At 63.9% G+C, this 19,028-nt stretch carries 19 protein-coding genes; 7 read left to right on the forward strand and 12 right to left on the reverse strand.

Annotation, left to right across the window (positions count from 1 at the left end; genetic code table 11):
- Nucleotides 1-2: 2 nt before the first annotated feature.
- The 7 genes from LY284_RS26625 to LY284_RS26655 all read right to left on the reverse strand — a co-directional run bounded on the left by LY284_RS26625 (nt 3) and on the right by LY284_RS26655 (nt 7,457).
- Nucleotides 3-1,001 (reverse strand): 4-hydroxyproline epimerase, encoded by a 999-nt coding sequence (locus LY284_RS26625; protein WP_233389056.1) that lies wholly within the window; start codon nt 999-1,001, stop codon nt 3-5.
- Nucleotides 998-1,900, reverse strand: a complete 903-nt coding sequence (locus tag LY284_RS26630) for a dihydrodipicolinate synthase family protein (RefSeq protein WP_053571862.1) — start codon at nt 1,898-1,900, stop codon at nt 998-1,000. Before LY284_RS26630 ends, LY284_RS26625 begins: the two co-directional genes overlap by 4 nt.
- 10 nt (nt 1,901-1,910) lie before the next feature.
- A complete protein-coding gene (locus LY284_RS26635) occupies nt 1,911-3,167 on the reverse strand; it encodes an FAD-binding oxidoreductase (protein WP_233389058.1) in 1,257 nt (418 codons plus the stop codon).
- Entirely contained in the window at nt 3,164-4,474 is a 1,311-nt protein-coding gene (locus LY284_RS26640; RefSeq protein WP_233389060.1) for an MFS transporter, read from the reverse strand. The genes LY284_RS26635 and LY284_RS26640 overlap by 4 nt, the downstream gene beginning before the upstream one ends.
- Nucleotides 4,475-4,602: 128 nt before the next feature.
- Nucleotides 4,603-5,322 (reverse strand): M12 family metallopeptidase, encoded by a 720-nt coding sequence (locus tag LY284_RS26645; RefSeq protein WP_233389062.1) that lies wholly within the window; start codon nt 5,320-5,322, stop codon nt 4,603-4,605.
- Between the two features lie 71 nt (nt 5,323-5,393).
- Nucleotides 5,394-6,779: a sensor histidine kinase gene (locus LY284_RS26650; RefSeq protein ID WP_233389064.1), complete on the reverse strand. Its 1,386-nt coding sequence runs from the start codon at nt 6,777-6,779 to the stop codon at nt 5,394-5,396.
- Nucleotides 6,780-7,457, reverse strand: a complete 678-nt coding sequence (locus LY284_RS26655; RefSeq protein ID WP_041733596.1) for a response regulator transcription factor — start codon at nt 7,455-7,457, stop codon at nt 6,780-6,782. It abuts the gene before it with no gap.
- Between the two features lie 168 nt (nt 7,458-7,625).
- On the opposite strand from LY284_RS26655, the gene LY284_RS26660 reads away from it, so the two are divergent.
- Genes LY284_RS26660 through LY284_RS26670 form a run of 3 tightly spaced genes read left to right on the forward strand, consistent with a single transcriptional unit; the run spans nt 7,626 to nt 10,326 of the window.
- The gene (locus LY284_RS26660) at nt 7,626-8,642 is read left to right on the forward strand and encodes an ABC transporter substrate-binding protein (protein ID WP_233389066.1); all 1,017 of its coding nucleotides are present in this window, start codon (nt 7,626-7,628) and stop codon (nt 8,640-8,642) included.
- A gap of 10 nt (nt 8,643-8,652) precedes the next feature.
- Nucleotides 8,653-9,441, forward strand: coding sequence for an ABC transporter ATP-binding protein (locus LY284_RS26665; protein WP_233389068.1), 789 nt, complete (start codon nt 8,653-8,655; stop codon nt 9,439-9,441).
- Between the two features lie 24 nt (nt 9,442-9,465).
- The gene (locus LY284_RS26670) at nt 9,466-10,326 is read left to right on the forward strand and encodes an ABC transporter permease (RefSeq protein WP_077160443.1); all 861 of its coding nucleotides are present in this window, start codon (nt 9,466-9,468) and stop codon (nt 10,324-10,326) included.
- A 62-nt stretch (nt 10,327-10,388) separates the two neighbouring features.
- On the opposite strand, the gene LY284_RS26675 is transcribed toward LY284_RS26670, so the two are convergent.
- From LY284_RS26675 to LY284_RS26685, 3 genes are read right to left on the reverse strand one after another with little or no spacing between them, the layout of a single operon-like run.
- The gene (locus LY284_RS26675) at nt 10,389-10,712 is read right to left on the reverse strand and encodes an outer membrane protein assembly factor BamE (protein ID WP_233389070.1); all 324 of its coding nucleotides are present in this window, start codon (nt 10,710-10,712) and stop codon (nt 10,389-10,391) included.
- A 60-nt stretch (nt 10,713-10,772) separates the two neighbouring features.
- Complete coding sequence (locus LY284_RS26680; RefSeq protein ID WP_233389072.1) at nt 10,773-11,537, reverse strand: phosphatase PAP2 family protein; 765 nt, start codon at nt 11,535-11,537, stop codon at nt 10,773-10,775.
- 39 nt (nt 11,538-11,576) lie between these two features.
- Nucleotides 11,577-12,269, reverse strand: coding sequence for a hypothetical protein (locus LY284_RS26685; protein ID WP_233389074.1), 693 nt, complete (start codon nt 12,267-12,269; stop codon nt 11,577-11,579).
- A gap of 275 nt (nt 12,270-12,544) precedes the next feature.
- Between LY284_RS26685 and fae the strand changes: the two genes are divergently transcribed.
- From fae to LY284_RS26705, 4 genes are all read left to right on the forward strand, one after another.
- A complete protein-coding gene (fae, locus tag LY284_RS26690; RefSeq protein ID WP_233389076.1) occupies nt 12,545-13,054 on the forward strand; it encodes a formaldehyde-activating enzyme in 510 nt (169 codons plus the stop codon).
- 12 nt (nt 13,055-13,066) lie between these two features.
- Nucleotides 13,067-14,104 carry an aldo/keto reductase gene (locus tag LY284_RS26695; RefSeq protein ID WP_233389078.1) on the forward strand — a complete coding sequence of 346 codons (1,038 nt, stop codon included), beginning with the start codon at nt 13,067-13,069 and terminating at the stop codon, nt 14,102-14,104.
- A complete protein-coding gene (locus LY284_RS26700; protein WP_233389080.1) occupies nt 14,101-15,540 on the forward strand; it encodes an NAD-dependent succinate-semialdehyde dehydrogenase in 1,440 nt (479 codons plus the stop codon). Before LY284_RS26695 ends, LY284_RS26700 begins: the two co-directional genes overlap by 4 nt.
- Before the next feature lie 108 nt (nt 15,541-15,648).
- A complete protein-coding gene (locus LY284_RS26705) occupies nt 15,649-17,019 on the forward strand; it encodes an MFS transporter (protein WP_233390979.1) in 1,371 nt (456 codons plus the stop codon).
- 48 nt (nt 17,020-17,067) lie between these two features.
- On the opposite strand, the gene LY284_RS26710 is transcribed toward LY284_RS26705, so the two are convergent.
- Together LY284_RS26710 and LY284_RS26715 are read right to left on the reverse strand one after the other, a co-directional pair.
- Nucleotides 17,068-17,739 (reverse strand): DUF4286 family protein, encoded by a 672-nt coding sequence (locus tag LY284_RS26710; protein ID WP_233389082.1) that lies wholly within the window; start codon nt 17,737-17,739, stop codon nt 17,068-17,070.
- Nucleotides 17,740-17,758: 19 nt separating this feature from the next.
- Entirely contained in the window at nt 17,759-19,000 is a 1,242-nt protein-coding gene (locus LY284_RS26715; protein ID WP_233389084.1) for a cytochrome P450, read from the reverse strand.
- Nucleotides 19,001-19,028 lie beyond the last annotated feature (28 nt).

Genomic DNA, 19,028 nt, shown 5'->3' on the forward strand with positions numbered 1-19,028 from the left:
CTTTATTTCAGCAGGAATCCGTGCGCGAGCGGATCGCGGTCGTCGACGAAGATCGTATTGTGGCCGGTCACGCGCGCCCATCCTTCTATCGACGGAACGATGGCGTCGTAGTCGCCGACGCGCGCGGCTTCCATCGGCACGCCTTCGAACAACGTGCCGATGATACTTTCATGCACGAAGCGCTCGCCGATTTTCAACTGGCCCTTCGCGACGCGCTGCGCCATGCGCGCCGACGTGCCCGTGCCGCACGGCGAACGGTCGATGGCCTTGTCGCCATAGAACACCGCGTTGCGCGCGCTCGCGCCCTCGACGGTCGGCTCGCCCGTCCACATGACGTGACTGAGTCCGCGTATCGCATCGTTTTCCGGATGCACGAATGCGTACTTCTCGTTGGCCTTTTGCCTCAGCACCGGGCTCAGCCGTTGTATGTCCGAAGGCTTCAGCGCATGCAGGCCTTCGTAGTTGGGCTGCGGCTCGACGATCGCATAGAAGTTGCCGCCATAAGCGACATCGAAACGAATCTCGCCGATGCCTTCCACTTCGACGGACAACTCACGCGAATGCAGAAACGAAGGCACGTTCACGAGCTGCACCGAATCCACATGCTCGCCATTCATCCGATACCGCGCGAGAACGAGACCCGCGGGCGTATCGAGCCGCAGCACGCCAGGCTCGCGAGGCCGCACGAGTCCGTGCTCGATCGCGGTCGTGACCGTGCCGATAGTGCCGTGCCCGCACATCGGCAAGCAGCCGCTCACTTCGATGAAGAGAATCGCCAGATCGCAGTCCGCGCGCGTCGGCGGATAGAGGATGCTGCCGGACATCACTTCGTGCCCGCGCGGCTCGAACATCAAGGCGGTGCGAATCCAGTCGAATTCGCGCAGAAAATGCGCGCGCCGTTCGATCATGTCGCGGCCTTCGAGCGGCGGCGCGCCGCCCGCGACGACACGCACCGGATTGCCGCATGTGTGTCCGTCGATGCAGAAGAATGTGGACTTCATTGCGCGAGCGCCCTCACATTCGCGATCGCCTTTTCCACGATCGCGATGGTCCGCTGCCGCTCCTCGCCTTCGAGCATCAGGCGCGGCGCTTTCACGTATTCCGGATAACCCGCCGTGATGTTCTCCGCAAGCTTGATGTACTGCACGAGCTTGACGTGCGTGTCGAGATGAAAGAGATCGATCAGCGCGCGATACAGCGCGCGGGCGCGGTCGTACTCGCCGTTCACCGCGTAATTCAGCAAATCGACGGATTCCTTCGGCATCGCGTTCGCCATGCCCGAGACCCAGCCCTTCACGCCGAGCGCGACGGATTCCACGATCAGATCGTCGACGCCGCAGAACACGACGAAGCGCTCGCCGAAGCGCGCGTAGAGGTCGGTGACGCGCGTCGTGTCGTAAGTCTCTTCCTTGATCGCGACGACGTTCGGTTCATCGGCGAGTTGCGCCAGCAGATCGGGACGCATATCGACGCCATAGCCGCGCGGATTGTTGTAGATCATGAGGCCGAGCTTCGTCGAACGCGCAATCGATCGATAATATTCGACCGTCTCGCGATCGTCCGAACGGTACGTGAGGCCCGGAAACACCATCAATCCCTGCACGCCGATTGTTTCGGCATCCTGTGCAAATTGCATGGCGTTCGCCGTGTTCAGTTCGGCGAGACCGGAGATCACGGGCACGCGCCCGTTCACCGTTTCGACCGCGATCTTCAGCACCGTGCGCTTTTCTTCGGGCGTGAGTTGCGCGTTCTCGCCGACCATGCCCATCATCACGACGCCGCCGACGCCGTTTTCGATCAGGCGATTCAGCCCGCTCACAATGGCATCGCGATCGAGCGAGCCGTCCGCTTTCAGTTTCGTCGTGACTGCGGGAAACACGCCTTTCCAGTTCACTTGCATGGTTGCTCCTTCAAGAGGTTCGGTTATCGAAGCGTGCAATCGAGTAATGCGCGAGCGGCACGCGCGGCGTGCGGCCGGCGAGTATGTCTGCGACGAGCGCGGCGGTCGTCGCGGATTGCGTCAGGCCGAGATGGCCGTGCCCGAATGCGTAGACGACGGACGGCGCGCGCGGCGATGCGCCGATCACCGGCAAGGAATCGGGCGTCGCGGGGCGATGACCCATCCACTTTGCGGCGTCCGTATCGTCGATGCCGGGAATGAAGCGCTTGCCCAGCGCCAGCAAGGCGTCGCTGCGGCGATAGTTCGGCGGCGCATCGAGCCCCGCGAACTCCGCCGCGCCGCCGATGCGCAAGCCCACGTCGAGCGGCGTCGCGACGAACTTGCGCTCCGCGAAGATCACTTCGCGCGTCAGTGCGACGCCATGCTTCGGCAGCGTCGCGTTATAGCCGCGCTCGCTTTCGAGCAAGACGGTGTCGCCGAGCGATGTCGCAAGCGCCGCCGACCACGCGCCCGCCGCGATCACGATGCATCGTCCCTGCACGCGCTCATCGTTGGCGAGCAGGACCGTATTAGCCGGTTCAATGGCGCGCGCGACGCCCGTCACGAAGCGCGCGCCGAGCGCACGCACGCGCTCGCGCAGCAGCGCGACGATGCGGCGCGGATCGCCGATATGCGACCAGTCGTCGAGAAACACGCCGTGCCTGAAGACGGGGGCCAGCGACGGCTCGCATTCGCGCACCTCTTGCGCGTTCAGCGCATGCCAGCGCGCGCCGAGTTCGCGCTTGAGCGTCCATTCGGGCTGATCGGCGGCGAAGGCTTCGTCGGTTTCGTAGACGGTGAGCGCGCCGCGACGATAGTGCATTGCGCTCGCGCCGATATCGTCGAACATCGGCAGGATGTCGTCGTAGACGCGGTTGTTCAGGAGCGCGAGCGCGTGCGAGATCGCCTGGAAGCGCGCAGGCTCGCTCGCGCGGCGAAACGCCATGAACCACGGCAGCGCCTTCGGCACATGCTTCCAGTCGAGCGCGAGCGGGCCGAGCGGGTCCATCAGCCATTTCGCGGCTTTCGTGAACATGCCGTGCACGGCGATCGGCGTGCTCTCCGTCACCGCGATGCCGCCCGCATTGCCGTGCGATGCGCGGTCGCCCTCGAAATCGCGGTCGATCACGGTCACGCGCGCGCCCTCGCGCAACGCGGCCCACGCGCACGCGAGCCCGACGATGCCCGCGCCGACTACCACCACATCCGGGATGGCTTCGCTCGTCATTGCAGCGGCGCGTGCGCCGTCTCCTTGATCGTGAAGACCGTGATCGTCGAAAGCAGCGCGGCCAGCATCACGAAATACGCGGGCGAGAGCGGCGAGCCGGTCGCCTTGATGAGCGCGATGGCGATCATCGGCGCAAAACCGCCGAACACCGCGTTGGCGATGCCGTAGCCGATCGACATCCACGTCGTGCGGATTTTCGTCGGAAAGAGTTCGGAGAGCACGGCGGGACCGACGCCCGAGAAGATGCCGATGACCACGCCGCCCAGCACCTGCACCGCGCCGACCATCGCCGCCGACTTGTATTCGAGCATCAGATGGAAGATGGGATACGGCAGCACCAGAAACGCGATGCAGCCGATGGTGTAGATCGGCTTGCGTCCGTAGCGGTCCGAGGCGGCGCCCCAGAACGGAATCGACACCGTCATCACGATCAGGCCCGCCGTGTTGAGCCACAGCGCCGTGGACGCATGAATGCCGACGTACTTCGTCGTGAAGGCCGGCAGATAGTTGAGCAGCACGTAGAGCGAAACCGTCCACACGATGACGAGTCCGCAGGCCTGCAAGCCGAGCAGCGCGGGTGAGCGGCCTTTGGTTTTCGGCGCTTCGTCGGAGGCGCTTTGATAGACCGGCGTCTCTTCGCTGCGCTTGCGAATGATCCAGCCGATCGGCCCGATCACGATTGCGCCGACGATGAACGGCACGCGCCAGCCCCAGTCGAGCAGCGCTTCCTGACTGAGCATCGTCGTCATGAGCGCGGCCGCGCCGGAGCCTAGCAGCATGCCGCCGAGCGTGCTGCATTGCTGGAAACTGCCGTAGAAGCCGCGCTTGTTCGGCGGCGCCCATTCCACGAGAAACGCGACCGCGTTGCCCAGTTCGCCGCCGACGGAGATGCCCTGCAGCATGCGCGCGGCGACGAGCAGGATCGGCGCCATGATGCCGATCGACGCATACGACGGCAGCAGCGCCATGAATAGCGTGGCGGCGGCCATCAGCGGCATGACGAAGGTGAGCGTCCACTTGCGGCCTTTCTTGTCGCCGAGCCAGCCGAAGATGATCGCGCCGAGCGGCCGCGCCGCGAAGCCTAACCCGAATGCGCCGAAGGTGCCGAGCATGGCGGCGAAATCGTCGCCGGCGGGGAACATCACTTTGGCGATGACGGTCGCGAGGAACGCGTAGGTGCCGAAATCGAACCATTCGAGAATGTTGCCGACGACCGCGGCCGTGACGGCGCGCCGGGATTTGGACGAAACGCGTGGGCTGTCGCCGGCGGCGTAGGGGTTCGCAACGGCGTTGGCGCGGTCGGACATTAATGGCTCCCTCAGGTGAGATGGGACGCTGACCGGGCGATTGTGCGCCTATCTTAAAATTGAATCAAGGATTTTGGATCCAAAATATTAGGACGCGCGTTCTCGTGTTTCGCGATCGCTTCTGCTCTTTACGGTGCTGTTTGCGTCACCGCCTGGACGGCCGGCGGCGGCCCGTAGAACATCTCCGCCATCACCACATCGGTTGCGCTCAGTTGACCGTTACCGTTCCAGTCCGGATTGCAGTAATTCATGATCGATGCGAGATCCCACGCGCCGATCATCATGTCGCCGTAGGTGCCTTGCGCGGGCTCGCTGCATGTCGAAGGCGTATCCGGCCGATTCTGCTCGTGCGCGAAACCGAGCGCGTGACCGAATTCATGCGCGGCTACGTTGCGGATGCAATACGCTTCGCGGCCCACGCAACTCGTGCTCCAGTTCCGGAAGGTGAAGTTGAGCACCATGCCGCCGACGACGTTGTTCAGCATCGTTCCGAGGCCTTGCGTGTGCGGCCCGTTCGTGGCGTTATCCTCGATCGAAATCCGTATGCCGTAGTAGTTCGGATCGTTCGTGCATTGCTGCCAGCCCGTGAACGAGGCGCCTGAGTGCGCCGACCAGCTCGCCTCGACCGCCAGACGGCTCCAGTCGCGTTGCGTGGCGTAAAGCGCGAAATCGGCATTGCTCATGTCCCAACACACGCCGATGGGCATCCGCTTCCACACGACAGTCGATAATGCGTAGCCCTTGCTCGTGGCTTTGTCCTGAGCGCCGATGTCGCTGTCGCTTCCGCCGCACGCGCTCAGCAGCATTCCTAACAATAATGCAAATATCCCCGCTCTGAATCGCGTCATCGTTCTTCTCCGCGGCTATGCCTCGCAGCGAGAAGTATATTTTGAAACGGGTGACGGGAATCGAATGGTCATTACATAAGACTGTCGAAAATCGCGAAGCTTGCCGTGACGATGACTCCGCGTGCCGGATGCTCGCGGTGTCCCAGCCCAATCTCCCCCCGATGCGCCTGCACGATCTCCCTCGCAATCGCAAGCCCCAACCCCGTGCCTTCCGTATCCGCGGAAGCGCGATAAAACGGCTCGAACACGCGGCTGCGCGCCTCGGCGGGAATGCCGGGGCCATCGTCGGTGACGGAGAGCGTCACGCGCGCCGCATCGCACGCCACCGCGACGGTCACGTGCCCGCCCGGCTGCGTATAGCGAATCGCGTTTTCAACGATGTTATAGACCAGCGCCGACAGCAATCCCTCATGCCCGATCATCGGCGCCGATTGCACCAGCTCCGCGCCGAGATCGATGTCCCGTTTCTGCGCGAACATCGCGAGATCTTCGATCACATCCTGCGCGATCGCCGCCAGATCGACTCGCTGCTTCGCCAGTTGTGCGTAGTCCGCCGCTTCCGCCTGCGCGAGCAGCAACAGCTTGTTGGTGAGCCCCACCATCGACCGGTTGCTTCGCTGCATCGCCGCGAGCGCTTCGTTCAAAGACGGCTCCATCTCGCGATGCTGCCGCGCGAACTGCAACTGTGTCTCCAGCAACGTGAGCGGCGTGCGCAACTGATGCGCCGCATCCGCGATAAAGCGCCGCTGCGCCGCCACCTGAAGCCCGAGCCTCGCGATGCACTGATTGATCGCCTCGACGATTGGCCGCAACTCTGTATGCAATCGCTCGACGCGCAAAGGTTCGAGCTGCATCGGATCGCGGTCGATGACCTCTTCCTTCACCTTCAGGAGCGGCCGCAATTCGAAGGTCAGGCCGATGCATGCCAGCGCCACAGCCAGCAGCACCATCTCGATCTGCCGCACGAGTTGCGGACGCCAAAGCTCGCGCAGCATCGCATCGCGCGACGCCTGCGTCTTGCCGACGGAAACGAGCACGCGCCGGATCGCGCCGTTGTCGTACATCTGGCGCACGATGCCGACCGCGCGAATCGGCTTGCCGTGCAGATCGGCGTCGTAGTAAACGGGTGCGTCGTGGCCCGCGCTCGCGCGCGTGGGAAAGTCGGGCGCGCCCGCGAGCAGACGGCCGTCGTCCACACTCACGTTGTAGAACACCTGATCGCCCTGCGGCGACGCGAACACCTCCAGCGCGGCAGGCGGAATATCGACGAGCAGGCGGCCATCGGACCATTCCACTTCGCCCGCGATCATCCGCGCGGAGGCGAGCAGCGTGTTCTCCTGCACCAGATCGGCGGTGTGGCGCGCGTTGTCGTACGCGGCCTTGCCGGTCACGAACACGTAGATCGCGAGCGGCACGAGCAGCCACCACAAAAGACGCACGCGCAGGCTATTGGTCATCTACTGGTCATCGTCCTTCTTGCGCAGCAGATAGCCCAGCCCGCGCAGCGTGACGATCGCGGCCGAACTGCCATCGAGCTTCTTGCGCAGCCGCGAGACGTAGATTTCGAGCGCGTCCTCGCTCGGACTGTCTTCGTGCGTGAAGATGGCATCCAGAAGCGACGCCTTCGAGACCGTCTTGCCCAGCCGCAGAATGAGCGCTTCGAGCACGCTGCGCTCGCGCGGCGTCACGTTGAGCGCCGCGCCCTTGAGCGTGAACTGGCGCGTGTCGATATCGAAGACGAGATCGCCGCACGCGACTTCATTCGCCGTCGATGCCGAGCGCCGCCTAATCATCACCTTCACGCGCGCAACCAGTTCGCGCACTTCGAATGGCTTGACGAGATAGTCGTCCGCGCCCGCGCCGAGCAACTCCACTTTCTCGTCGATGGAACCGCTCGCGGTCAGGATCATCACGGGCGTCGCATCGCCGCGCTGGCGCATTCTTCGCAGTACGTTCTTGCCGGACAGGCGCGGAAGGTTGAGATCGAGCAGCACGACATCGTACTGATTCGTGCGCAGGCGCTGATCGGCGGACTCGCCATCCTGCACGGCTTCGAGCGCGAATGACTCCTGTTCCAGCATCTTCGCGAGCCAGAGCGAGAGCGTCGGATTGTCTTCGATGAGAAGCAGCTTCATGGTGGCGCGATTGTAGGGGCTTCGGCGCCGGGCATCGCATCGGGTTAACACCCATGCTTTGCCTTCGGCATAGAAAGCTGGCAGAAGGTTTCCCGTTCCTATAATCGCCGCACACATTCGAAAAGCGGGCCCATCTTCCAACGCGGCCCCACCTCAAGGAGACTTCTGATGCGTACTCTGCGCCAGATCGCTGCTGTGTCCGGTATGGCTTTCGCACTCGCGGCAACGTCCGTGTCCGCGCACGCCGAAAAGATTTCCATCATGGTCGGCGGCGCGACCAAGATCATCTATCTGCCCGCCAAGCTGACCGAGCAACTCGGCTACTTCAAGGACGAAGGGCTCGACGTCGAAATTCTCTCGCAGCCCGCCGGCGTGGATGCCGAAAACGAGCTGCTCGCGGGCGCGGTGCAAGGCGTCGTCGGCTTCTACGATCACACCATCGACCTGCAAAGCAAGGGCAAGGAAGTGCAGGCGCTGGTGATCTTCGGCCAGGTGCCGGGCGAAGTCGAAATGGTCTCGACGAAGCAGGCCGACAAGATCAAGAGCATGGCCGACGTCAAGGGCAAGACGCTCGGTGTCACGGGCCTCGGTTCATCGACGAGCTTTCTCACGCAATATCTCGCGCAGCGCGCGGGCGTGAGCTCGAAGGAATACACGCTGCTGCCGGTGGGCGCGGACGCGAGCTTCATCGCGGCGATCAAGCAGGAGCGCATCGATGCGGGCATGACCACCGAGCCGACCGTCTCGCAGCTGCTCAAGACCGGCGAAGCGAAAGTGCTCGTCGATATGCGCACGCTCGAAGGCACGCGCGCCGCGCTCGGCGGCACGTATCCGGCATCGAGCTTCTACGTGCAGCGCGCGTGGGCCGAATCGCACAAGGCCGACGCCACGAAGCTCTCGCGCGCGTTCGCGAAGACGCTCAACTTCATCGCGACGCACAGCGCCGAAGACATCACCGCGAAGATGCCGAAGGACTATTACGCGAAGAACAAGGACCTGTACGTGGCCGCGCTGAAGGCCTCGCTGCCGATGTTCACGAAGGACGGCAAGATGCCCGCCGACGGCCCCGACACCGTGCTGAAGGTGCTTTCGGCCTTCAATCCTTCGGTGAAGGGCAAGCATATCGATCTCGCGCGCACGTATTCGAACGAATACGTGGCGGGCACGGCGACGGCGTCGAAGTGAGGCTTTCACGATGACTCAATCCGCTCAACCCGCAATCGAGCTGCGCCACGTCTCGTGCCGCTTCATCTCGCCGGACGGCAAAGCCACCGTCGCATTGCGCGATTTCAGCATGTCGGTGGCGAAGGGCGAGTTCGTCGCGATCGTCGGCCCGACGGGCTGCGGCAAGTCCACGACGCTCAGCATGATCACCGGCCTGCTCAAGCCGACGACCGGCGAAGTGCGCGTCATGGGCCAGCCCGTCGATGGCATCGATCCGCGCATCGGCTTCGTGTTTCAGGCCGACGCGGTGTTCCCGTGGCGCTCGGTGCTCGACAACGTCGCGACGGGCCCGCTCTATCGCGGCCGCTCGAAGTCCGCCGCCTATGACGAAGCCAACGAATGGCTGCGCCGCGTCGGCCTCGACAAGTTCGGCAAGCACTATCCGCATCAGTTGTCGGGCGGCATGCGAAAGCGCGTCGCGCTCGCGCAGACGTTCATCAACAAGCCCGAAATCCTGCTGATGGACGAGCCTTTCTCCGCGCTCGACATGCAGACGCGCACGCTGATGCAGGACGAACTGCTGCAGTTGTGGTCGGGCAATGCGGGCTCGGTGGTGTTCGTCACGCACGATCTCGAAGAAGCGATCGCGCTGGCCGACCGCGTGTTCGTGCTGAGCGCGCGGCCCGCCACGCTCAAGAAGGTGTACGAGATCGACCTGCCGCGTCCGCGCATCACGTCGGAAATCCGCTATCACCCGCACTTCATCGAGATTTCGCGCGACATCTGGCACGACCTGCGCGAAGAAGTGCAGATCGGTTGAACCTGTCCGAAAGGAACATCAAATATGTCCACGCCTCAACAAGCGATGCCCGCGGGCATCGACCCGGCCGCGCTCGCGCAAGTCGAACGCGAAGCGCAAAAGCGCATCAAGCAGCGCCATGCGCTCGTGATCGGACTGCGTATCGCGGTGCTCGTGTTCGTGCTCGGCGGCTGGGAACTCTCGGCACGCCTGCACTGGATCGATCCGTTCTTCTTCTCGATGCCGTCCGCGATCTTCGAGCAGATCGTCGAATGGTTCGTCGAGGGCACGTCGCAAGGGCCGCTGCTTACGCAAGTCTGGGTGACGCTGGAGGAGACGATTCTCGGCTTTCTGATCGGCTCGGCCGGCGGCATTGTCTGCGGCATCGTGCTCGGCCGTAACAAGCTGCTCTCGGACGTGTTCAGCCTCTACATCAAGATCGCCAATTCGATTCCGCGCGTCGTGCTCGGCTCGGTATTCGTGATCGCGCTCGGTCTCGGCATGGCGTCGAAAGTGGCGCTCGCGGTCGTGATGGTGTTCTTCGTGGTGTTCGCGAATGCGTTTCAGGGCGTGCGCGAGGCGGACCGCTACATGATCGCGAACGCGCAGATTCTGGGCGCGTCGCGGCGGCAGGTGACGACGTCGGTCGTGATTCCGTCCGCGCTGTCGTGGATTCTCGCGAGCCTGCACGTGAGCTTCGGCTTCGCGCTCGTCGGCGCGGTGGTCGGCGAATTTCTCGGCTCGAAGCAGGGCATCGGCCTTCTGATCTCGACGGCGCAAGGCGCGTTCAACGCGAGCGGCGTGTTCGCGGCGATGATCGTGCTGGCCGTGGTCGCGCTCGCGGCGGATTATCTGCTCACCGCAGTCGAGCATCGTTTGCTGAAGTGGCGGCCCACGGCGAATTGATGCGCTGAATCGTTCGCTTGAAAAAAAACCCACGTATTTGCGTGGGTTTTTCGTTTCGACGCTCAGCGAAGGCCAACTTCCTTCGCTCGCTCGACGTTGCAGTTTGCGTGCTCCGTGAACACCACGCGGCTCTGGTTGTTGTAGTAGACAGCGTAGCGGTCGGCGCCATGCTTGCCGAAGCCGTATTCCGTGCACTGCGAATGCCACGGTCCCCAGTTGCCATCGGGCGGGCCGAGCCTGTCCTCGACATCCGCGCGCGTCATGCCGATCTTCACGCGGCTCATGAATTCGGTCGGATTCGGGTCGGGGATAAAGGCCGCACAGCCGTTCAGACCGAGCACGGCGCAGACGAGCGCCCATGCCAGACATGCTTTCGATTGGATCATTCGCTTCAGCCCTTGCAAAAGGTCCGAAGCTATCGGCATCCGCCGCGCGGTTCAATCGACCTAGTCCGAAAGTGCACGGGCGCGTCGCTGGCGCACCCATTCCGCCGCGCCGATGCACGCCGCGAGCCACGCGCCGCCCGACGCGAAACCGCCGAGCACGTCGCCCGGAAAATGCACGCCGAGCACGACGCGGCTCGTGCCGATCGCGAGCACGATGAAACACGCCAGGGCGACGATGAGCGGATCGCGGCGCGTCGGCGCGAGGCGCAGCAGCACGTACGCGCACATGCCGTAGCAGACCATCGAGCCGAACGTGTGCCCGCTCGGAAACGCGAAACTCTCGGGCAGCGGAACCGTCGAGCCGGTGGGACGGTCGCGCCGCATCATCGCCTTGAGCGCCTGATTGAGCAGGCCGCCCACGCCCGTCACCGCGGCGAGGTAGATGGCGAGACCGAAGCGGCGCGTGACGAGAAGCGCGACGCACATGAGCGCGCAGAGGGTCGTGAGGAGCCACGGATCGCCGAGATGCGTGAGCACGGCGAAGCCTCGCGCGAGCACGGCGGGCGTGCCGTCGCGCACGGCGTCGACGAGACGCTGATCCGCCGATGAAAACGCCGTGCCGTGCGCAATGCGCGTCGCGATCCCGATGAACACGGCCGCGCCGAGCACGGCCGCCGCCAGCGCCGCCGCGATGATCGTCGCGCCGGATGCGCGGCGTCGGCGCGCGGCGAGACGCCAGGCAATAGCCGCGATCGACGGCACGATGAAAAGCGCGATTGCGATGATCGCAACCGCATGGCGTTGCGCGAGCGCCGTGTAATCCATGATGTCCTGTTTCTCCGTTATTGCCCGCCGCGCGCGGGCTCAGGACGCTGTCGCGCTGCCCTCCGCTTCGACCGGCCGTTCCCAGCCGAACGCCTGCACGCGCGCCACGGGCGCGTCTGTGACGAGCACGCCGCAGATGCCGCCCGGCATCGGCAGTGTAAGGCTGTGCCAGTCGGGCGCGGGCGCGTCCTCGCGCGCGCCGCCGCGTTCCGCGCGCGTTCTGCCGATGTGCGCCGCCTCGTCCCGCACGGCTTGTCGGGCGGCGGCATCGTGCGCGCCGGCCGTCTCGACGGTCAGCCCGAGCCCTATTTTCGCCGATGCCACCGCAATCACGATCCACACGCCCGAATACGCGACATCGACGTGAACCGCGCGCTCGCCGGGCGCATGGGCGACGACGATGCGTTCGTCGGGTTCATCGTTCATGGTCACGTCTTGCGGCGTGCAGCCGAACATGTGCGAGAGCACGAGACGCAAGGTGGCGCGCGCAACGCTGAAGCGCCGGCCGAGCGCGGAGTTCGGATGCAGTTTCGCGCGCCGGCGTTCGGCGGCGCTGAGCCAGTTGCCGATGTTCGACGCCGATGCGAAGCGGAATTCCGTCGGCACCAGCCAGAGATAGACCTCGCCGGGCGCGGGCGGTTCGTGGATCTGCACGCGCGCCTTGGCGAGATCGAAATAGCGCCACGGGGCGTCGGCGGCCTGCGGCGTGGGAATGGAGTCGGTGGCGGGCATGCGCGTCTGCGGAGGCGGCGGTGGCGGCACACTCGCGCCGGAACGCTCCGCATTCAGGAACAAACCAACATTTTCGGGACGCGAACCTTATGAACCGCTTAAGAGGACGAAAACCGCGCGCAAACCGCAACAATCCAGCCTACGGGTCAACCCCGAGTTGAGCTTTCCTCAACGCCGCCCTCAAAAATCGTCGGTTCCTCCCCGCGCGAAGCCCGCCGCAGAATGCCCTGCATCCACCGCATCGGTGGCGCAACCGGACACAAGGAACGAGACAGATGGACAAGAATCTTTTCATCGGCGAAGGCTTCGAAGGGCCGGGCGTGAACCTCGCCCATATCAACGTGCTGGTCGGGCCGCGCAACGGCCCCGCGGGTCAGGCATTCGCGACCGCGCTCGCGACGCCCTCCGCCGGGCACGCGCCGTTCGTCGTGATCGCGCAGCCGGGCGTGCCGACCAAGCCGCTCACGCTCTACGTCAACAAGGCGCAGATCGACGGCGATTTCCACGGCAACGCGACGTGGGGCGCATCGCAGGCGGGCATCGCGAAGGCGGTGGCCGAATCGCTCGAAAACGGCACGCTGCCGCCCGAAGCGGAGAACGACTGGGTCGTCGTGTCGGCGAACTGGGTTAACCCGAAAACCGACGATCTCGACGCCGTCTTCGAGAACAACTATCGCGCGTGCAAGAACGCGATCGTCGCCGCGATGGAAGGCCTGCCGCGCAAGGAAGCCGTGTTCAAGGCCGCGCGCGACGTGTCCAACCCGTTCTACACGCCGAAGAAGTAAGGAGACGATCACATGGAATACGTGCGTCTCGGCCAATCCGGCCTGAAGGTTTCGCGCCTGTGCCTCGGCACGATGAACATGGGCACGCCGCAATGGAAGCCGTGGATTTTCGATGAAGCGCAAAGCGAGCCGATCGTGAAGCACGCGCTCGATCGCGGCGTGAACTTCATCGATCTGGCCGATTTCTATTCGACGGGCGTCGGCGAGGAAGTCGTCGGCCGCATTCTGAAGCGGCTTGCGAAACGCGAGGAAGTCGTCGTCACGACCAAGGTCGGCTACGACATGGCGAGCTATCCGAACGCGGGCGGCCATTCGCGCAAACACATCATGGACGGCATCGACGGATCGCTCAGGCGTCTCGGCATGGATTACGTCGATATCTACATGCTGCATTACTTCGACGTGAACACGCCCGTCGAAGAGACCATGCAGGCGCTCGACGACATCGTGCGCGCGGGCAAGGCGCGCTACATCGGCGTGTCGACCATGTACACGTGGCAGTTCGCGAAGATCATGCAGGCGTGCGAGAAGCACGGCTGGCACAAGCCCATCAACATGCAGTTGCAGTTGAACGTGGCGTATCGCGAGGAAGAGCGCGAGATGGTGCCGTACTGCATCGATCAGGGCGTCGGCGTCTCGGTGTTCAGCCCGCTCGCGCGCGGCCTGCTGACATCGGATGCGAAATCCACGCGCAATCAGACCGATTTCTTCACCGCGCAAATGTACGGCGATCGCGTGTCGCACGAGATCGCGGCGTCAGTGGCGCGCGTGGCGGCGCGGCGCGGCGTGTCGGCGGCGCAGATCGCGCAGGCGTGGGTGCTGAGCCGTCCGGGCATTTCGTCGATGCTCGTCGGCGCGGATTCGGCGGCGCAATTCGACAGCGCGCTCGCCGCGCTCGACACGAAGCTCGACGACGAGGAACTGCACGAGCTCGACCGCAACTACACGCCGTGCGATCTCATCAACGATTACACGGCGGGCCGGCGCATCGCGCGCGAGGCGCGTGCCGTACAAGGCGTCTTCGAAAACGCACTGGAGCGCGCGGCATGACGAACCTATTGCAATCGAATCATTACATCGACGGCGCATGGCGCGAGAGCGCGAGCACGTATCCGGTGTGCAATCCCGCGACCGGCGACGTGATCGCCAATGTCGCGCGCGGCGGCAGCGCGGAAGCGCGCCAGGCGATCGACGCGGCGAAGCGCGCGTTTCCCGCATGGCGCGCGCTGACGGCCAAGGAACGCGGCGCGCGCGTGAAGCGCTGGGGCGAACTGATGCTCGCGAACCGCAACACGCTCGCGGAGTTGCTCACGCGCGAACAGGGCAAGCCCCTGGCCGAAGCGCTCGGCGAAGTCGCGTATGCGGCGAGCTTCTTCGAATGGTTCGCGGAAGAAGCGAAGCGCAGTTACGGCGACGTGATTCCGAGCCCGAAGCCCAACTCGAAGATCATCGTGACGCGCGAGCCGGTGGGCGTGGTCGCGGCCATCACGCCGTGGAACTTCCCGCTCGCGATGATCACGCGCAAGGCGGGCCCCGCGCTCGCCGCGGGCTGCACGATGGTGCTGAAGCCATCGGAAGAAACGCCGCTCTCGGCCCTCGCGCTCGCCGTGCTGGCCGAGGAAGCGGGCATTCCGGCGGGCGTGTTCAACGTCGTGTCCGGCGATGCAGTGGCCATCGGCACGGTGCTGACGGAATCGCCGGACGTGCGCAAGCTGTCGTTCACCGGTTCGACGCGCGTCGGCAAGCTGCTCGCGAAGCAATCGGCCGATACGCTCAAGAAGCTGTCGCTGGAGCTCGGCGGCAATGCGCCGTTCATCGTGTTCGACGACGCCGACATCGACGCCGCCGTGCAGGGCGCGATCGCGTCGAAGTTCCGCAACACCGGACAGACCTGCGTGTGCGTGAATCGCTTCTACGTGCAGGACGGCGTCTACGACGCGTTCACGCAGGCGTTGACGCGCGCGGTGCACACGCTACGCGTCGGCAACGGCCTCGAAGGCGAGTTCGATCAGGGACCGCTCATCAACGATGCCGCGCTCAAGAAGGTGCGCGCGCATGTCGCGGATGCCGTGAGCAAGGGCGCGAAGGTGCTGACGGGCGGCAAGCCGCACGCGCTCGGCGGCACGTTCTACGAGTCGACCGTGCTCGCGGATGCCGCGCCTTCCATGCTGATCGCCGATGAAGAAACCTTCGGCCCGGTGGCCGCGTGCTTCCGCTTCGAGACGGAAGCGGATGTCATCGCCGCGGCGAACGACTCGCCCTATGGCCTCTCCGCGTACTTCTACACGCGCGATCTCGGGCGCGCGTGGCGCGTCGCGGAGGCGCTTGAGAGCGGCATGGTCGGCATCAACGAAGGCATCATCTCGACCGAAGTCGCGCCGTTCGGCGGTGTGAAGCAGTCGGGGCTGGGCCGTGAAGGATCGAAGTACGGGCTCGATGAATACATGGAGCTCAAGTACATGATGATGGCGGGCCTCGGCCGCTGATTCACCGGTTCGCCGCGCACGCACGAACGATAAAGCCATCGCGTGCGCGGTTTTCAGGCGGCGTACGATGCGCCGCGCCACTCGGAAGTGGAGGAGATAATCTTGGATATGCAAAGCCTGGGCGCGCAACCGCTCGCCCCGCGCGCCGCCGCGCTCATCGATGCCGCGCAAGGGCGCATCGCGCTCGACGACGTGCCGTTGAACCGCTTTCACGTCAAAATCGCGGGCCTGACTTTCGGCGCACACTTCACCGAAGGTTATGCGCTCGGCACGATCGGCTACGCGCTGTCGTCGCTGAACAAACAGATTCCGCTCGATGCGTTCTGGATGGGCCTGCTCGGTTCATCGGCGCTGATCGGCATTTTTCTCGGCAGTCTCGTGTTCGGCTGGCTCTCCGACAGACTCGGGCGGCAGAAGATCTTCCTCTTGAGCTTCATCATCATCACCGCCGCTGCCTTCGCGCAGTTCTACGCGACCACGCCCGCGATGCTCGTCGGTTTGCGCGTGCTGATCGGCTTCGGCATGGGCGGCGATTTCGCGGTCGGGCATGCGATCCTCGCCGAATTTTCGCCGCGCAAGCATCGCGGCACGCTGCTCGGCTCGTTCAGCGTGATCTGGACCATCGGCTATGTGATCGCGAACGTGCTCGGCATGCATTACGCGGACGCATCGCCCGATGCGTGGCGATGGCTGCTCGCATCCGCCGGCGTGCCGGCTTTCATCGTGCTGATTCTGCGCATGGGCACGCCGGAATCGCCGCGCTGGCTGCTCGGCAAGGGCCGCAAGGACGAAGCGATGCGCATCGTGCGCAAACACTTCGGCCCGAACGTGACGCTCGATGGCGATACGGGCGAGCACTTCGCCGGCAAGGGCGGCTTCGCGCGGCTGTTCGAGCCGGACCTGATCCGGCGCACCGTGTTCAATTGCGCGTTCTTCGTGTGCCTCGTGATCCCCTACTTCGCGATCTATACGTTTCTGCCGAGCATTCTCACGGCGATCCGTCTGCCCGAAGGTTCGGGCGCCGATCTGCTGCTCAACGCGTTTCTCGTGCTGGGCGCGCTGCTCGGCATCTGGCTCACGATCAGGCTGTCGCGCCGCTCGTTTCTGATCGGCTCGTTCGCGGTGTGTTGCCTGTCGCTGTTTGCGTTGAGCGTGCTGCCTTCGTCGGCGAATCTCGGGATGATCGTCGCGTTCGGCCTCTTCACGCTGACGATGTCGGCGTTCTCGAATCTCGTCGGCGTGTTTCCGCCGGAGTGCTTTCCGACCGAGGCGCGGGCGTGCGGCGTGGGGTTGTCGATCGCGTGCAGCCGCCTGGGATCGGCGGTGGGCACGTTCCTGCTGCCAATCGGCATCGCGCAGGCCGGCGTTCAGATGACGATGATGGCGCTTGCCGCGGTGTTGTTCGTCGGCATGATCGTGTCGATTGCGTGGGCGCCCGAGACGAAGCATTTGACGTTGAATCAGGCGAGCGGCGGTTAAGCGCCCTTGCGGTTGCGCGGCCTTCGCTTCCTCGCCGCGCAACCGCGATCAGACCTCACCGATACTCACCTGCAAACCGTAGATCTTCCAGCATTCATCTTCGACTACGCCCCAAAGATTGCAGCGTGAAGCAGTGAATTCATCGCGAGCAAAATCCCGAAGATGCGCTTCAGAGATCCCTTCCACCAAAAAAATCCACTCTTCGGCAAAGCGATTGCCGCTTCGACGACTCTCTTCCGTCACATGCGTTGAAGCGGTCTCGTCAGGTTGCGCGAAAACAATCCGCGCGATGCCCGGCCGTTTGCACCAGCCGTCAAGCAACTCGGGCGTGATCGCTTCGTTCAATCTGGGCGGATCGGAAGGCCGCGCACTGACCATCATGACAAACGCCCCTTCGGTATTTCCGGCTTTCGCCATCAACCGGTATGCGGAGCGACGGCCATCCTGGAAGGCCGGAAGCGTGGCACGCGTCCAGGAGGTAGGATTGTTCAGGCGTTCGAGATAATCCGGCCGGGACAGCACGGAAAGACTGTCGACATCGTAGAGAATGAGATAGCTGCGTCTGGCATCCGTACATTCGAAGCGCCTGCCACGCAGAAATCCGGGAATGGCAAGGCGCTCCGGCAAATGCTCGCGCGTGTGCCAGGCGACGAAGTTCTCTTCGTCGCTTTCGCGTACGGTCAGCGTCGCACAGAGAATGGCTCGCTCGGATTGCGTCATCTTTTTCCCTCGAACGAAGCTACCACTCGACTGGCAATGAAACGAGTCCGAAGACATTGCCATTGCGCTTGAACTCGAGCGCATCGAACGGCACCGCGAGACGCAGTGCCGGCAGCCGTTTAAACAACGTTTCGAACAGGACCTGTAGTTCGAGGCGTGCAAGCGGCTGGCCCAGGCACTGGTGTACACCGAACGAGAATGCAACATGCGAGGCGCCCTTGCCATCGCGACGAATATCGAAACGGTCGGGCTCCGGGAACGCCTCGGGATCGTGATTGGCCGCCTGCACCGGCGCGAATACGCCTTCTCCCTTGCGAATGAGCTGACCGCCGATCATGACGTCGGCGGTCGCCACACGAGCGGAATTCATATGCGTGATCGAATGAAAGCGCAGCATCTCCTCCACCGCGCCCTTCACGAGCGAAGGGTCCGCGATGAGCGCCTTCACTTGCCCCGGATCCTCCAGCAAGCTCAAGAGGCCGAGACCAATCTGATTGGCGGTCGTTTCGTGTCCTGCCAGATAAAGCAGGACGCCCATCTGCACCGCGTCTGCATGCGACAGTTTCCCCGGGTTGATCCACTCGATCGCGAGACGGCTCAAGAGGTCCTTGCCCTCGCCAGGATCGCGTTCCTTTTCGCGCAGGAGACAATCGATGTATTGCTCCATTTCTTGCGCAGACTGCCTGAGCAATTCCGGGCTGATGTCGAGATTCATGCGATTGCTGCTCAACTGCTGCAACCGCGCGTGATCTTGATACGGTACGCCGAGCATGATGGAGATGACCATCGACGGCAGCGGCAACGCAACATCCTGAATGAAATCGGCAGGCGCGCCTTTCTTGATCATCTGTTCGAGCAGCGCTTCGAGCGTCTCTTGCACGAACGGCCGCAGTTCATCGATGCGCTTCATCATGAACTCCTTGGTCAGCGTGCGCCGATACTGACCATGCTCCGGCGGGTCCATCGTGATGAAGGTCTGATAGGACTTCGACTGCGCCGCGCGTGCGGGCGACACGGAAGGATAGCCGAGCGTCTCCGGCGATGCGCTGAAGTGAGGGCTCGTCAGTACGTCACGGAAGTCTTTCATCTTCGTCACGACCCAGACGTCGCTGCCGTCCCACGCTTTCACGCGCTTGATGGGATCGCTCTCACGAACGACCGCATAGCGCGGCGGCGGATGCAGCGGGCATTCCGCTGCACGGGGCCACGGGAAGGTGTCGTTGTCGAACGGACAGGATTGCGCGGAAGTATCGTTTGCCATCGGAAAAGCCCCTGTTGTCTGAACCGTT

The organism is Caballeronia sp. PC1 (assembly GCF_021353155.1).
GTDB lineage: Bacteria > Pseudomonadota > Gammaproteobacteria > Burkholderiales > Burkholderiaceae > Caballeronia > Caballeronia cordobensis.

What these genes read in the sequence shown, in the direction of transcription:
- LY284_RS26625 (WP_233389056.1), bottom strand. Translation starts at nt 1,001, where the DNA reads ATGAAGTCCACATTCTTCTGCATCGACGGACACACATGCGGCAATCCG.
- LY284_RS26630 (WP_053571862.1), bottom strand. Translation starts at nt 1,900, where the DNA reads ATGCAAGTGAACTGGAAAGGCGTGTTTCCCGCAGTCACGACGAAACTG.
- LY284_RS26635 (WP_233389058.1), bottom strand. Translation starts at nt 3,167, where the DNA reads ATGACGAGCGAAGCCATCCCGGATGTGGTGGTAGTCGGCGCGGGCATC.
- LY284_RS26640 (WP_233389060.1), bottom strand. Translation starts at nt 4,474, where the DNA reads ATGTCCGACCGCGCCAACGCCGTTGCGAACCCCTACGCCGCCGGCGAC.
- LY284_RS26645 (WP_233389062.1), bottom strand. Translation starts at nt 5,322, where the DNA reads ATGACGCGATTCAGAGCGGGGATATTTGCATTATTGTTAGGAATGCTG.
- LY284_RS26650 (WP_233389064.1), bottom strand. Translation starts at nt 6,779, where the DNA reads ATGACCAATAGCCTGCGCGTGCGTCTTTTGTGGTGGCTGCTCGTGCCG.
- LY284_RS26655 (WP_041733596.1), bottom strand. Translation starts at nt 7,457, where the DNA reads ATGAAGCTGCTTCTCATCGAAGACAATCCGACGCTCTCGCTCTGGCTC.
- LY284_RS26660 (WP_233389066.1), top strand. Translation starts at nt 7,626, where the DNA reads ATGCGTACTCTGCGCCAGATCGCTGCTGTGTCCGGTATGGCTTTCGCA.
- LY284_RS26665 (WP_233389068.1), top strand. Translation starts at nt 8,653, where the DNA reads ATGACTCAATCCGCTCAACCCGCAATCGAGCTGCGCCACGTCTCGTGC.
- LY284_RS26670 (WP_077160443.1), top strand. Translation starts at nt 9,466, where the DNA reads ATGTCCACGCCTCAACAAGCGATGCCCGCGGGCATCGACCCGGCCGCG.
- LY284_RS26675 (WP_233389070.1), bottom strand. Translation starts at nt 10,712, where the DNA reads ATGATCCAATCGAAAGCATGTCTGGCATGGGCGCTCGTCTGCGCCGTG.
- LY284_RS26680 (WP_233389072.1), bottom strand. Translation starts at nt 11,537, where the DNA reads ATGGATTACACGGCGCTCGCGCAACGCCATGCGGTTGCGATCATCGCA.
- LY284_RS26685 (WP_233389074.1), bottom strand. Translation starts at nt 12,269, where the DNA reads ATGCCCGCCACCGACTCCATTCCCACGCCGCAGGCCGCCGACGCCCCG.
- fae (WP_233389076.1), top strand. Translation starts at nt 12,545, where the DNA reads ATGGACAAGAATCTTTTCATCGGCGAAGGCTTCGAAGGGCCGGGCGTG.
- LY284_RS26695 (WP_233389078.1), top strand. Translation starts at nt 13,067, where the DNA reads ATGGAATACGTGCGTCTCGGCCAATCCGGCCTGAAGGTTTCGCGCCTG.
- LY284_RS26700 (WP_233389080.1), top strand. Translation starts at nt 14,101, where the DNA reads ATGACGAACCTATTGCAATCGAATCATTACATCGACGGCGCATGGCGC.
- LY284_RS26705 (WP_233390979.1), top strand. Translation starts at nt 15,649, where the DNA reads ATGCAAAGCCTGGGCGCGCAACCGCTCGCCCCGCGCGCCGCCGCGCTC.
- LY284_RS26710 (WP_233389082.1), bottom strand. Translation starts at nt 17,739, where the DNA reads ATGACGCAATCCGAGCGAGCCATTCTCTGTGCGACGCTGACCGTACGC.
- LY284_RS26715 (WP_233389084.1), bottom strand. Translation starts at nt 19,000, where the DNA reads ATGGCAAACGATACTTCCGCGCAATCCTGTCCGTTCGACAACGACACC.